This window comes from Arthrobacter sp. CJ23 (assembly GCF_024741795.1).
Classification (GTDB): Bacteria; Actinomycetota; Actinomycetes; order Actinomycetales; family Micrococcaceae; genus Arthrobacter.
Window position 1 is genome coordinate 681693 of the sequence record NZ_CP102950.1, and the last position, 13280, is coordinate 694972.

Genomic DNA, 13280 nt, shown 5'->3' on the forward strand with positions numbered 1-13280 from the left:
CTAGGGCGGTTTTTCCGTGGCGCAGAGCTAGTTATTTTGGGAGAAGCTACTGGCAGTATGGGACTAGTCACTCTTGAGTGAGTCCAATCACAGCCGCAGGGAGCCCCAACGTCCCCGGCACCGTTCGAAATATTTTGGAGTAATGATGGCCAGCAGCGCAGGCAGCGCCACCACGGACCTGCATCCGGCGGCGCCCCGCATCGTCGATGAAAGCGTCACCAGGAAGGTAGCGCTGGCCGCCCTCGTGGGCACAGCGCTGGAGTGGTACGACTTCTTCCTCTTCACCACGGCTGCTGCCCTGGTGTTCAACGCCCAGTTCTTCGTCTCACAGGATCCGTTCGTGGCAGCCATGGGATCGTTCGCCACGCTCGCGGTAGGTTTCGTGGCCCGCCCGATCGGCGGCTTCATCTTCGGTGCCCTTGGCGACAAGGTGGGCCGCAAGAAGATCCTCATGGTCACCATCGTCGGCATCGGCATTGTCACAGGGCTGATCGGACTGCTGCCGAACTACATGACCATCGGCCTGGCCGCGCCCATCCTGCTGGTAGCCCTCCGCATCGTCCAGGGCCTCGCCGTCGGCGGTGAGTGGAGCGGCGCGGTGATCATCGCCGTCGAGAATGCGCCGGTGGAAAAGCGCGCCCGCTACGCCGCCCTGCCGCAGATCGGGTCCCCGATCGGCACCATCCTGTCCTCCGGCGGCTTCTTCGGCATGCTGTTCCTGGTGGGCCAGAGCAACTTCGACGCCTGGGGCTGGCGCATCCCGTTCATCGCCGCCATCCCGCTGCTGGCCATCTCTCTGTGGATCCGCAGCCGCCTGAGCGAATCACCCGAATTCGAAGCCCTCATGGAGTCCGGCGAAACCGAACACGCCCCCATCCGCGGCGTTCTGAAGAACAGCTGGCGCCAGATCCTGGTGGGCATGTGCTCGGCCCTGCTCGGCATCGGCGGCTTCTACCTCATCACCAGCTTCGTGGTCTTCTACGGCACCAAGGTCCTCAAACTGCCCTCCGAACTGCTGCTCCTAGGCACCCTGCTGGCCGCCGCCCTGGAGATCGGCGCCCTGATCTGGGCCGGCCGCCTGGGCGAAAAGTTCGGCGCCAGCAAGGTCATCCTGTGGGGCGGCGTGGCCTCGGCGATCGTCGCCGTCCCGGTTTTCCTGGCCATCGACAGCCGCAACCCGTTCCTGGTGGTCGCCGGCATGATGGTCGGCGTTGCCGTCCTCTCCATCCCGTACGCAGTCTCCGGCACCGCACTGACGGCCCTGTTCGCCACCAAGGTGCGCTACACCGGCGTCGCCATCACCTCCAACACCGCGGGCGTCATCTCCGGCTTCGTGCCGCTGATCGCCACCGCGCTGGTGGCCGCCAACGGCAACTCCTACTGGCCCGGCGCCATCATCCTCCTGGTGGTGTCCGCACTGACCGCGCTCTCCGGCCTGTTCCTCCCCGGCCTTTCCATCGAAGAAGAAGGAATGAAGCATTGAGCACCACTACCGCAGGCCACCTGATCGTTGCCCAACTGGAACGCGCCGGCATCAAGCGCGTGTACGGCGTCCCCGGCGAAAGCTACCTGGACGTCCTGGACGGCCTCCACGGCTCCTCCATCGAAACAGTGGTGACCCGCCACGAAGGCGGCGCAGGCTTCATGGCCCTCACCGAAGGCCGCCTGACGGAACTGCCCGGCGTCGCCATGGTGACCCGCGGCCCCGGTGCCGCCAACGCCTTCATCGCCATCCACACGGCACACCAGGACGCCACCCCGATGATCCTTTTCGTGGGCCTCATCCCGGTGGCAGACCGCGGCCGGGAGTCCTTCCAGGAATTCGACATCAACGCCTGGTTCGGCAGCACCGCCAAGAAAGTGGTGACTTTGGACGACGCTGCCTCCGCGGCCCGCGTGGTGGACGACGCCATCTTCACCGCCCTCAGCGGACGCCCGGGCCCCGTGGTGATCGGCCTGCCCGAGGACGTCCTGGTCCACGTCATCAACGAAGCCACGGTGGAACCGCGCAAGGTCTCCCGCCCGGAGCCTTCGGCCGCGGACTTGGCCGGGCTCGAAGCCCGCCTCGCCGCGGCAAGCAAGCCGCTGATCGTGGTGGGCGGCGAGGGCTGGACCCAGGAATCCGGCGAAGCCTTGGCCGGCTGGGCCGGCCGCCACGGCATTCCCGTGCTCGCGGATTTCCGCGCCTACGACGCCGTCCCGCACCGCTCCGACGCCTACGCCGGTTTCCTGGGCTACGGTCGCAGCGACGCCAACGCCGAACGCCTGGACGCCGCGGACCTGATCGTCTTCCTTGGCTGCGTGCGCGGCGATGTCCTCTCCGACGGCTACACCCGCGGCCTCGCAGCGACCACCGTGGTGGTCAACGCCGACGCCGATCTCCTGGGCCACTTCGGCCGGGCAGACCAGCACATCACCGCCGACGTCACCGCCTTCTCCTCGGCCCTCGCCGCCACCGCCTCCGCCGTGCAGCCGGCCGCCGGCTGGTTCGCCGACGCCCGCGCCGACTACCTCAAGTTCTCCTCCGCCCAGCCCGACGGCGGTACGGGCGTGGACCTGGGCGTCGTGATGGAGATCCTCAAGCAGGAAATGGCCGACGACGCCGTGCTCACCTTCGGCGCCGGCAACCACGCCCTGTGGCCGGCCCGCTACCTGCAGCACAACAGCGCCAACTCCCTGGCCGCCCCGCGCAACGGAGCCATGGGCATGGGCATCCCCGCCGCCGTGGCCGCCTCCCTGGCCTACCCGGGCCGGCAGGTCATTTCCGTGGCCGGCGACGGCTGCTTCATGATGAACGGCCAGGAAATCGCTACCGCCATGGGCCACGGAGCCCGGTTCATTGTGCTGGTGGTGGACAACGGCATTTTCGCCACCATCCGCGAACACCAGGAAGCCCACTACCCGGGCCGCCCCTCCGGCACGCACATGACCAACCCGGATTTCGCCGCCCTGGCCCGCTCCTACGGCGGCTACGGCGAGCGCATCGACAAGGCCGAGGACTTCGCCGCCGCGTTCCGCCGCGCTGTCGAGTCCGGGCTGCCGGCCGTGCTGCACCTCCCGCAGGACCCCACCACCCGTTCCCCCAAGAGCAACTGACTGGAGCCCCCGTGATCACGCTCAAGAACATCATCAACGGCCAGGCCGTTGATGCCCCGGCCAGCCTTCCCTTCTTCGACCCCAGCACCGGGGTGCAGATCGGCACCGCCCCGGACAGCGACGCGGCCGCCGTCGACGCCGCCTTCCAGGCCGCTGCCGCAGCTTTCACAACGTACAAGCGCACGACGCCGGGCGAACGCCAGGCGCTGCTGCTGCAGCTCGCGGACCTCATCGAAGCCAACGCGGACCGCCTCCTTGAGGCCGAGGTCGCGTGCACGGGCAAGCCCCGGGCCGCGACCCGCGAACTGGAGATCCTGCGCGGCGCGGACCAGCTGCGCTTCTTCGCCGGCGCCTGCCGGGTGGTGTCCGGAATGGCCTCCACCGAGTACGTGCAGGGCTTCACCTCCACCATCCGCCGCGAGCCGCTGGGCGTGGTCGCCCAGATCACCCCGTGGAACTACCCGTTCATGATGGCCATCTGGAAGATCGGCCCGGCGCTGGCCGCCGGCAACACCCTGGTCCTCAAGCCTGCCGACACCACCCCGTGGTCCACGGTGCTCCTGGGCGAGCTGGCCCAGGAGGTGTTCCCGGCCGGCGTGGTGAACATCGTCTGCGGCGGCCGCGACGCCGGGGCCGCCATGGTGGACCACGAGATCCCGGAAATGGTGTCCATCACCGGCTCCACCCGGGCCGGGGCGCAGGTCATGTCCGCCGCGTCCAAGACCCTCAAGGATGTCCACCTGGAGCTCGGCGGCAAGGCACCGGCGATCGTGTTCGCGGACGTGGACATCGCCCGGACGGCGCAGGAAATCGCGCTGAGCGCCTTCTTCAATGCCGGCCAGGACTGCACCGCCGTGACCCGCGTGATCGTGGAGCAGTCCATCCACGCCGAGTTCGCCGCCGCCCTCGGGGCTGCGGCCGCGGCACTGGCCGTGGGCGGCGAGGACGCTGACCTTGGCCCGCTGAACAGTGCCGCCCAGCTGGAACGGGTGGAGGGCTTCATGACCCGGCTGCCGGCCAACGCCACGGTGGTTTCCGGCGGCAAGCGCACCGGCACCGGCTACTACTTCGAGCCCACCGTGATCGACGGCGTCTTCCAGGGCGACGAGGTGGTGTGCGACGAGATCTTCGGCCCCGTGGTCACCGTGCAGCCCTTCGCCACGGAGGAAGAGGCAATCGAGCTGGCCAACGGCACCAAGTACGCGCTGGCCTCCAGCGTCTGGTCCGAGAACCACGGCGTGGTCACGCGCGTATCCATGGAACTGGACTTCGGCGCCGTCTGGATCAACTGCCACCAGGTGATCCCCGCAGAAGCCCCGCACGGCGGCTTCAAGCACTCGGGCACCGGCAAGGACCTCTCGGTCTACGGGCTCGAGGACTACACCCGCATCAAGTCCGTCACCACGTCCCACCGCTGATCTGCCCGCTCCAACCGCTAGGTACGCCATGAAACTCGATCTCCTGCTGCGCAACGCCAACATCATCACGATGGACGCGGACCGCCCAAACGCCCACTCGATGGGTGTCTGGCAGGGCCGCATCGTCGGCCTGGACGGCGACGTTGACGGACTGGACGCCGCCGAGGTCCTGGACCTGGACGGCGCCACCGTGACGCCGGGATTCATCGACGCGCACTGCCACACCACCTGGTTCGGGCTGGGCCTGGCCGAGCTGGACGTCTCCGGAGCCCGCGGCCTGCCGCAGCTGTATGCGCTGCTGGAAGCCACGGCTTCGGCTGGAGAATCCGGCGCCGGCTGGCTCCTCGCCACCGGCTTCAGCCAAACGCAGCACGGCGGCGAGTTCCCGGACATCCGGGAGCTGGACCGGATCACGGGGGAGCGGCCGCTGTTCATGCGGCACAACTCCGGACACATGGCGGTGGTCAACACCGCCGCGCTGCGGCTGGCGGGGGCGGAGTCGCCGTCATTCGCGGATCCCGACGGCGGTGTGATCGTCCGGGATGCCGCCGGCAAACCGACGGGGCTGGTGCAGGAGACGGCCCAGGCGCTGATCCAGCAGCTGATCCTGCCGTATTCGATCGGCGACATCGAGGCCGCCATCGAACGGGCTACACGGGTCTACGCCGCGGAGGGCATCACGAGCTTTACCGAGGCAGGCGTGGGCGGCGGCTGGATCGGGCACAGCCCCGTGGAACTGGCCGCCTACCAGCGGGCCGCGGGCACCGGACGCCTGCACGCCCGGGCCCAGGTGATGCCGGTGCTGGATGTGCTGCACCCGCTGGACGGGCACGCCGCGGACGGCCCCGGCCTCGCGGGCCTGGCGCCGGCCGGCCTGGATCTGGGCATCGCCAGCGGATTCGGCAGCGACATGCTCTCGCTCGGCCCGGCCAAGGTCTTCCTGGACGGCTCGCTCCTGGGTGAAACCGCCGCCGTCAGCCACGAGTACTGCAGCCACGGCAGCAAGGACAACCGCGGCAACACCGGCTACTTCCAGGCCGATCCCGCCGCGCTGCGGGAGCGGATCGAGGGCGCCTACGCCGCGGGCTGGTCCATTGCGGCGCACGCCATCGGCGACCGGGCCGTTGACCTGGCCATCGACATCCTCGCCGGATGCGAAGCCACGTACGGCCCGCGCGCGGTGCCCAACCGGATCGAGCACGCGTCCATGACCCGGCCCGAGCAGCTGGCACAACTCGCCGCGGCCGGCATCGCGGTCACCCCGCAGGCCAGCTTCTTCCACGGCGGCGGCGACGGCATGGCCGATTCGCTCGGTCCCGGCCGCCTGCCCTGGGCCTACCGGGCCGCCTCCTTCCTGGCCGCCGGGGTCACCCTGGCCGGCAGCTCGGACCGGCCCGTGGCCGACGGCAATGTGCTGCGCGGCATGCAGGCCTTCGTGGACCGCCGCACGTCCTCCGGGGCCGTATTCGGCAACCCGGACGAGAGGCTCACCCCGTACCAGGCCCTGGCCGCATACACCACGGGCGCCGCCGCGGCCACGGGAACTTTAGCGTCGAAGGGTTCGCTGGTTCCCGGCAAACTCGCCGATTTCACGGTGCTGTCCGCTTCTCCCTTGGACGCAGGGGACATCAGCGAACTGCAGGTCCTGGCCACCGCCGTCGGGGGCCGCTTCACCCACAGCACCCTGGCCGCTCAGCACGCGCCGGAACAAGCTGCCCTGCAGCATTCGTCCCGCTCCTAGCCTTTCCGCCATGTCCCAGTTTTTGCAGCACCGTTCAAAGCAGCACCGTTCAAAGCAGCACAGTTCAGAGGGGAACATCATGACTTCACGTACGGCCTTCAACGCCCAGGACGCCGCCTTTGTCCAGGACTTCCGCACCATGAGCGCGTTCGGCGCCACGGCGAACGGCGGCGTGGACCGCCAGGCCGCCACAGCCCCGGACGGTGAACAGCGCCGCTGGCTCACCGGCCTCCTGGAGGAGCGGGGCTTCACCGTGAAGTTCGACCGTGCCGGCAACCAGTGGGGCCTCTGCGAGGCCGTTCCGGGAGCACCGTTCGTGGTGCTCGGTTCCCACATGGATTCGCAGCCGACGGCGGGACGCTACGACGGCGCCTATGGTGTCCTCGCCGCCGCGCACGCCGCGTTCCGTCTCGTGGCGCAGTGGAACACGCCCGGCGCTTCGGCACCGAGGTTCAACATCGCCGTCGTCAACTGGTTCAACGAGGAAGGCTCGCGCTTCAAGCCCTCCATGATGGGTTCCTCCGTGTACACCGGCAAGCTCCCGCTGGAGACGGCCCTGGCCACCACGGACGCCGCCGGCATTTCCGTCCGGGAGGCGCTGGACGCGATCGGCTGCCGTGGTTCCTATGAGGGGCCGGAAGCCGCGTACTGCGCCGAGATCCACATCGAACAGGGCCGCAGCATGGAGCGCGAGGGCATCACCATCGGCCTGGTCTCCTCCAACTGGGCGGCCAACAAATACGAATTCGTGGTCCACGGCGAACAGGCCCACACCGGCTCCACCGTGATCGAGGACCGCAAGGACGCCCTGCTGGGCGCCTCCATGCTGGTGGTGGCCGCCCGCGAACTCGCCAAACGCTTCCCGGGTGTGCTCCACACCTCGGTGGGCCAGCTCAACGTCTACCCGAACTCGCCCGTGGTGGTGCCCTCCCGCGTGAACCTGCTGCTGGACCTGCGCAGCGCCGACGAAGCCGTGCTCGCCGAGGCCGACGCCCTGCTGCACGGGCGCATCACGGAGATCGAGGCCCTGGCCAACGTCACCGTGGAGCGCAACCACTCGCACTCCTGGCCGGTGACCCCGTACCAGCCGGAGGGCGTGGAGCTCGCGGCCAAGGTTGCCGCCGATCTGGGCCTGTCCAACAAGGCCGTCATGACCCTGGCCGGGCACGACTCCACCAACATGAAGGACATCGTGCCCACCGTGATGCTGTTCGTGCCCAGCGTGGACGGCATCTCCCACAACGAGCACGAATACACCACGGACGAGGACATCGTGGCCGGCCTGGCCATGTTGACCGAGGTGGCCAGGCGCCTCTGCAACGGGGCCCTGGAGGACTAAGAGACACCGGCGGAGGGCACGCCATTTCGAGGAGTGATCTTTCGACTCTGTGGCAGCGTCAAAGAGCCGAAAGCTCACGTTTCGACGTTAGGAGTTAGGAGCTAGGGGTTAGCCGCGGGCGCCCGGGTGATGCCGATCGACGCCGGGGCCGCCCCCGTGGCTGCGTCCGGGTTGGCGACGTGCAGGACGTCGTCGTCCACCCGCGCCTCGATGTGCACAGCGGTGAGCCGCCCCAGCAGGGTCTCCAGTCCGCCGTCGTACTCGAACGAGAGGTCGCCGGACTCCGGCGCCGTGCCATGCGCCACGCACAGGATGCCGCCGTTCTTGGCGGTGAAGTCCGCCGTGGTGTCCGTGCTGCTCCGCGGCCGGGCGCCGATGTTGCGCAGCTCGCGTACGGCGCCGTCGACGTCGGGCGTGAGCCAGGTGGCGGCGACCGCCAGTGCCGGGTCGGCGTCCGGGCTGCCCGCCCAGCTGCCGTCCGCGGCCCGCCGGGCCTGCTCGGCGAGGAAGATGAACCCATCGCGGGCGCTCACCCTGACGGCGGTCCCGCGCGGCGTCTCCACCACCTCGGCACTGGTGCCGTCCTCGTTGGTGCGGCGGGCGAACTCGTCCAGGATGCCCGCCTCGACGCCGAATACGGTGGTGCCGTCCTCCGCCGAGCCGTGTTCCGCCTGGCGCAGCGCGAGGCGGCCGGAGCCGGCATCGAATTCCAGCCAGCCGGCGTCGTCGACGGTCTTGACAAGGCCGAGCGCGCCGAGGAGCTGCTCCCACTGCTCCGTGCGCGAGGTGAAGTGGATGGGGCGGACACGCAGCATGGGATCCTCCTGGGCGGTTCGGCGGGTGCGCTCCCAGCCTATGCCGCCGGGCGCTTCCACCACCGGAAGTTCCCTAATTCGATGACACCCAGCAGAATGGGCGCATGGCAATCGAGCTTCCCGAACTCCTCGTCCAAGACGCCGTCGCCTGGCGGAAATGGCTGGCTGCGAACAGCGGCAGCAGCCCCGGCGTGTGGCTCATCCTGCACAAGAAGGGCGGCGACGTCACGGAACTCGACTACGACGCCGCCCTGGACGAGGCCCTGTGCTTCGGCTGGATCGACGGGCAGTCCAAGAGCCGCGACGACGCGAGCTGGTTCCAGCGCATGACGCCGCGCGGGCCCAAGAGCGTCTGGTCCGAGCGGAACGTGGGGCACATTGCCCGGCTCGAGGCCGCGGGCCTGATGACCGACGGTGGCCGTGCTGCCGTGGCGGCCGCCAAGGCCGACGGGCGCTGGGAAGCCGCCTACGCCGGTCCGGCCGCAGCCGAGGTGCCGGAGGACCTTGCTGCGGCGATTGCTGCCGTCCCCGAGGCCCAGGCCATGTTCGATGTCCTCACCTCGGTCAACCGCTTCGCCCTCATCTACCGCACCAACTCGGTGAAACGGGCGGACACGCGCGCCAGGAAAATCGCCGGCTTCGTGGAGATGCTGGCCCGCCACGAAGCCCCGTACCCGCAGAAGAAGCGCCCAGCCGGCTAGCCCAACTAGGTAGCGCCAACCGTCGTTTTGGGCCTCCAAAACGACGGTTGGCGCTACTTACTTGGGCGCGTCAGTCCTCCAGGGGGAAGGCCACTCCTTCGCCCACCACGCGCAGGCACAGTTCCGTGCCGGGCTTGGTGATGGAGGCGTTCCAGTGGCGGATGGTGATGACCTCGCCGCCGCCGGGGTAGCGGTGGCCGTTGGCAGCAGCGCCGGAAGCCGCAGCACTGGACGCCGCCTGCGCGGCAGACAGCGGGGCAAGTTGGATGCGGACAGTGGTTTCCGGGCCGAAGTAGTCGGTGTCCACCACCACGCCGCGGATGGGTCCGTCGGAGGCGATGCGGATCTGCTCCGGGCGCAGCATGAGCTGGACCTTGCCCTGGGCCGGCGGGCGCCGCACCGGGATTCCGCCCAGCGAACAGGTGGCCAGGGAACCTTCCATCCAGGCGTCCAGGATGACGGCGTCGCCGAGGAATTCGGCGGTGGCGCGGTCTGCCGGGCGGGTGTAGACGATGAAGGGGTTGCCGATCTGGGCCAGCTTGCCGCCGCGCATGATGGCCACCTGGTCAGCGAAGGACAGGGCCTCGGCCTGGTCGTGCGTGACCAGGATGGTGGTGACCCCGGCGTCGCTCAGGACCTTGGCCACGGCCCGGCGGGTCGCCACGCGCAGACCGGCGTCCAGGGCGGAGAACGGCTCGTCCAGGAGCATAAGCTCCGGTTCGCGGGCCAGCGCGCGGGCCAGGGCCACGCGCTGCTGCTGGCCGCCCGAGAGCTGGTGCGGGCGCCGCTTGGCCATGGCGGCGTCGAGCGACACCATCTCGAGCAGCTCCTGGACCCGGGTCCTGACAGCGCGTCGGCCGCCGTCGAGCTTTGCGGCATCAAGGCCGAAGGCGATGTTCTGCCCCACCGTGAGGTGCGGGAAGAGGGCGCCGTCCTGGGCAACATAGCCGACGTGCCGCTTGTGGGCGGGGAGCCAGACGCCGCCCCCGGCCACGGGCGTGCCGTTGAGGCTGATGGTGCCGGTGGCCGGGTGCTCGAAGCCGGCGATCAGGCGCAGCAGCGTGGTCTTGCCGGAACCGGAGGGGCCCACGATCGCCGTGGTACCGCCCTTGGCCACGGACAGGTCCACGCCCTTGAGCACGGCCTGGGAACCGAAGTTCTTGGTGACCGCGCAGATGTCCAGGTGCGTGTTGGTGGTGGGCGCCACCGACGGTGCAACGCGGGGTGCGGGCAGCCTGGAGGGGGATTGTTCGGTCACTGTCCGGCTACTTTCTTGGACTGCTGGAACAGCAGGTAGGTCATGGGAGCGGAGAGCAGGATCATCAGCAGGGCGTAGGGGGCCGCACCGGTGTAGTCGATCTCGCTGCTCTTGCTCCAGAATTCCGTGGCGAGCGTGCGGGTGCCGTTGGGAGACAGCAGCAGGGTGGCGGTGAGCTCGTTGACGATGGCCAGGAACACCAGGGCTGCGCCGCCGGCGGCCGCGGGCGCGGTGAGGCGCAGGGTCACCTTCAGGAAGGAGACCAGCGGGGTCTTGCCGAGGGACTGCGCGGCCTCGTCGAGTTCCTTGGGGGCCTGGGCCAGTCCGGAACGGATGTTGACCAGGGCCCGGGGCAGGAACAGCAGTACGTAGGCGGCCACCAGCACGCCGGCTGTCTGGTAGACGCCGGGCACGGCGCGGATACTCACTGTGACGAACGCCAGGCCCACCACGATGCCGGGCAGCGAACTGGTCACGTAGTTGGAGAGCTCCAGCATCTTGCTGAACCAGCTGGGGTGCCGCACGGCCAGGTAGGCCATGGGAAAGGCCACCACCGTGGTCACGGCGGCGCCTACGGCACCGTAGCCGAGGGTCTGCAGCAGCGCGGGCAGGAATTCCTCGGCCGACCAGATCTCGGCACCGCCCGCGATCACCCAGCGCAGCACGAACCAGACGGGCAGGCCGAAGGCCAGCGCCGTCACGGCCAGCAGGCCAAGCTGGGCGGGCAGCTGGTAGTGGCGCAGGGGCGCGCGGATGGCCTTGCCCTGGGCGCCGGAGCCCACCCGTGCGTAACGGGCGGTGCCGCGGCTTTTGACCTCCACCACCAGCAGGATGAGGCAGAAGAACACCAGCACGCTCGCCAGCATGTTGCCGGCCGTGCCGTTGAAGGTGGACTGGAACTGCACCATGATCGCGGTGGTGAACGTGTCGAAGCGGATCATCGCGAAGGCGCCGTATTCGGCCAGCAGGTGCAGGGACACCAGCAGCGCGCCGCCGGTCATGGCGATCCGCAGCTGCGGGACCACCACGCGGAAGAAGACGGCCCACGGTCCCAGGCCCAGCGACGCCGCCGACTGCTCGATCGCCGGATCCAGCCTGCCCAGGGTGGCCGCGGCCGGGATGTAGACGAGCGGGAAGTAGGACAGCGTGGCGATGAGCACGCCGGACCAGACGCCTTCCAGGGACGGCACGGCGGACACCCAGGAGTAGCTGTTCACGAACGCCGGAATGGCCAGGGGAGCGGCCAAGGCCACGGCCCACAAGCGGTGGCCGCGCAGCTTGGTGCGTTCCACCAGCCAGGCCCCGCCCACGCCCAGCACCACGCACAGCGGCACAGTGAAGGCCATGAGCAGGATGGTGTTGAGCAGCAGCTCGCCGACGCGCGGCCGGAAGATGAGTTCGACGGCGGTGTCCCAGCCGGTGGCGGCGGTCATGTAGGCGACGTACCCCAGCGGGATCAGCGAAAACAGTGCGATCAGCACCGCCAGCACGGACACGGCGGAAACGCCGAAAGGCGGGCGAGGGCGCTTGCCCTTGCCCGCCGTCGTCGTGCTCCCCGAATGGCCGGGAGCCGATAGATCAGTGGTCACAGAATTACAGCAGTCCTGCCTTGGTCATCAGCTCGGTGACCTTCGTGGAGTTGAGCTTGGCCGGGTCCACCGTGGGGGCCTGCAGTTCCTTGACCGGAACCAGCTTCGCGTTGGCATCAACCTGGGAGGCGATGGCGTATTCGAAGGAGGTGCCGTTCTTGAGGACTTCCTGGCCCTGCTTGCCGGTGATGAACTTCAGGAAGGCCTGCGCATCTGCTGCCTTCTTGGAGGACTTCAGGACGCCGCCGCCGGAGACGGACAAGAACGCGCCCGGGTCCTGGTTCTTGAAGTAGTACGGGGTGACGTTCTTGGAGTTCTCGCCGGTCTTGGCCTGGTCGCCGTAGTAGTAGTAGTGGTAGATCAGCGCGGCGTCGATTTCACCGGCGTTGACTGCCTTCATGGCGGTGCTGTTGCCCTTGTAGGCCTTGAAGTTTTCCTTCATGCCCTTGAGCCACTCTTCGGCTGCTGCCTGGCCCTTGAGCTCGAGCAGGGCGGCGACGATGGCCTGGAAGTCGGCGCCGGACGGCGATGCAGCCCACTTGCCCTTCCACTCCGGCGTGGCCAGGTCCAGCATGGACTTGGGCAGCTTGTCTTCGCTGATCTTGTTCTTGTCGTACACCAGGACGGTGGAGCGGGCGGCGATGCCGGTCCACTTGTTGGTGCTCGGGCGGAACTCGGCCGGAACCTGGTCGACGGTGGCCTTGTCGACGTCGGCGAACAGGCCGGCGTTCTCAACCTGCGCCATGGCGGGGGAGTTCTCGGTCAGGAAAACGTCGGCCGGGGAGGCTGCGCCTTCCTGGACGATCTGGTTGGACAGTTCGGTGTCCGATCCCTGGCGCATGGTGACCTTGATGCCGGTCTCCTTGGTGAAGGCCTCGATCCATTCCTTGGTGAGGCTCTCGTGCTGCGCGTTGTAGACCGTGATGCCATCGCCGGCAGCCGCAGAGGCCGAACCGCTGGCTGCGGGAGCAGGAGTGCTGGTGCCACAGGCTGCGAGGCCGAGGGCTGCGGTGGCTGCGAGTGCGATACCTGCCAGCGCGTTGGTGCGGATCTTCATGGAGGCTACTTTCTGCGAACAAAGTCAACGGGACCAGGGTCCTCGCGGGCCGGGGAATTGGGGAGGCCCACGATGGAAAGCGTAGGTTAGCCATACCTAAGGAACCAAGCCGCAGCGGCCTTAAGTGAGCAGGATCACAAGAATTACGGAAGTGTTGCGTGACGTAATTGCTTGCGGCCTGCGGCGCTCCGGACCGCGGGGCCCAGGCCCGCGGCGCCCCGATGCCGCGGGGCCATGGGCGCCTGCGGGCATCGGGGTCAGGGTGC

Annotated in this window: 10 protein-coding genes; 6 read left to right on the top strand and 4 right to left on the bottom strand. The window is 68.7% G+C overall.

Annotated elements, in window-relative coordinates:
• The first annotated feature begins 145 nt into the window (after positions 1 to 145).
• The 5 genes from NVV90_RS03085 to NVV90_RS03105 all read left to right on the top strand — a co-directional run bounded on the left by NVV90_RS03085 (position 146) and on the right by NVV90_RS03105 (position 7594).
• On the top strand, positions 146 to 1483 hold the full coding sequence (locus NVV90_RS03085) for an MFS transporter (RefSeq protein WP_258441054.1): 1338 nt from the start codon (positions 146 to 148) through the stop codon (positions 1481 to 1483).
• Entirely contained in the window at positions 1480 to 3096 is a 1617-nt protein-coding gene (locus NVV90_RS03090) for a thiamine pyrophosphate-dependent enzyme (RefSeq protein ID WP_258439732.1), read from the top strand. Before NVV90_RS03085 ends, NVV90_RS03090 begins: the two co-directional genes overlap by 4 nt.
• A gap of 11 nt (positions 3097 to 3107) precedes the next feature.
• On the top strand, positions 3108 to 4514 hold the full coding sequence (locus NVV90_RS03095; RefSeq protein ID WP_258439733.1) for an aldehyde dehydrogenase family protein: 1407 nt from the start codon (positions 3108 to 3110) through the stop codon (positions 4512 to 4514).
• 28 nt (positions 4515 to 4542) lie between these two features.
• A complete protein-coding gene (locus NVV90_RS03100) occupies positions 4543 to 6255 on the top strand; it encodes an amidohydrolase (RefSeq protein ID WP_258439734.1) in 1713 nt (570 codons plus the stop codon).
• A 79-nt stretch (positions 6256 to 6334) separates the two neighbouring features.
• Positions 6335 to 7594, top strand: a complete 1260-nt coding sequence (locus NVV90_RS03105) for a M20 family metallo-hydrolase (protein WP_258439735.1) — start codon at positions 6335 to 6337, stop codon at positions 7592 to 7594.
• Between the two features lie 101 nt (positions 7595 to 7695).
• Here the strand turns inward: NVV90_RS03105 and NVV90_RS03110 are convergent, their stop codons facing one another.
• On the bottom strand, positions 7696 to 8472 hold the full coding sequence (locus tag NVV90_RS03110) for a hypothetical protein (RefSeq protein ID WP_309304090.1): 777 nt from the start codon (positions 8470 to 8472) through the stop codon (positions 7696 to 7698).
• A 41-nt stretch (positions 8473 to 8513) separates the two neighbouring features.
• On the opposite strand from NVV90_RS03110, the gene NVV90_RS03115 reads away from it, so the two are divergent.
• Positions 8514 to 9110, top strand: a complete 597-nt coding sequence (locus NVV90_RS03115; RefSeq protein WP_258439736.1) for a YdeI family protein — start codon at positions 8514 to 8516, stop codon at positions 9108 to 9110.
• 70 nt (positions 9111 to 9180) lie between these two features.
• Here the strand turns inward: NVV90_RS03115 and NVV90_RS03120 are convergent, their stop codons facing one another.
• Genes NVV90_RS03120 through NVV90_RS03130 form a run of 3 tightly spaced genes read right to left on the bottom strand, consistent with a single transcriptional unit; the run spans position 9181 to position 13014 of the window.
• Entirely contained in the window at positions 9181 to 10368 is a 1188-nt protein-coding gene (locus tag NVV90_RS03120; RefSeq protein ID WP_258439737.1) for an ABC transporter ATP-binding protein, read from the bottom strand.
• Positions 10365 to 11957 carry an iron ABC transporter permease gene (locus NVV90_RS03125; protein ID WP_258439738.1) on the bottom strand — a complete coding sequence of 531 codons (1593 nt, stop codon included), beginning with the start codon at positions 11955 to 11957 and terminating at the stop codon, positions 10365 to 10367. The genes NVV90_RS03120 and NVV90_RS03125 overlap by 4 nt, the downstream gene beginning before the upstream one ends.
• Before the next feature lie 4 nt (positions 11958 to 11961).
• Positions 11962 to 13014, bottom strand: a complete 1053-nt coding sequence (locus NVV90_RS03130; RefSeq protein WP_258439739.1) for an iron ABC transporter substrate-binding protein — start codon at positions 13012 to 13014, stop codon at positions 11962 to 11964.
• Positions 13015 to 13280: the final 266 nt, after the last annotated feature.

What these genes read in the sequence shown, in the direction of transcription:
- NVV90_RS03130 (WP_258439739.1), bottom strand. Translation starts at nt 13,014, where the DNA reads ATGAAGATCCGCACCAACGCGCTGGCAGGTATCGCACTCGCAGCCACC.
- NVV90_RS03085 (WP_258441054.1), top strand. Translation starts at nt 146, where the DNA reads ATGGCCAGCAGCGCAGGCAGCGCCACCACGGACCTGCATCCGGCGGCG.
- NVV90_RS03100 (WP_258439734.1), top strand. Translation starts at nt 4,543, where the DNA reads ATGAAACTCGATCTCCTGCTGCGCAACGCCAACATCATCACGATGGAC.
- NVV90_RS03115 (WP_258439736.1), top strand. Translation starts at nt 8,514, where the DNA reads ATGGCAATCGAGCTTCCCGAACTCCTCGTCCAAGACGCCGTCGCCTGG.
- NVV90_RS03105 (WP_258439735.1), top strand. Translation starts at nt 6,335, where the DNA reads ATGACTTCACGTACGGCCTTCAACGCCCAGGACGCCGCCTTTGTCCAG.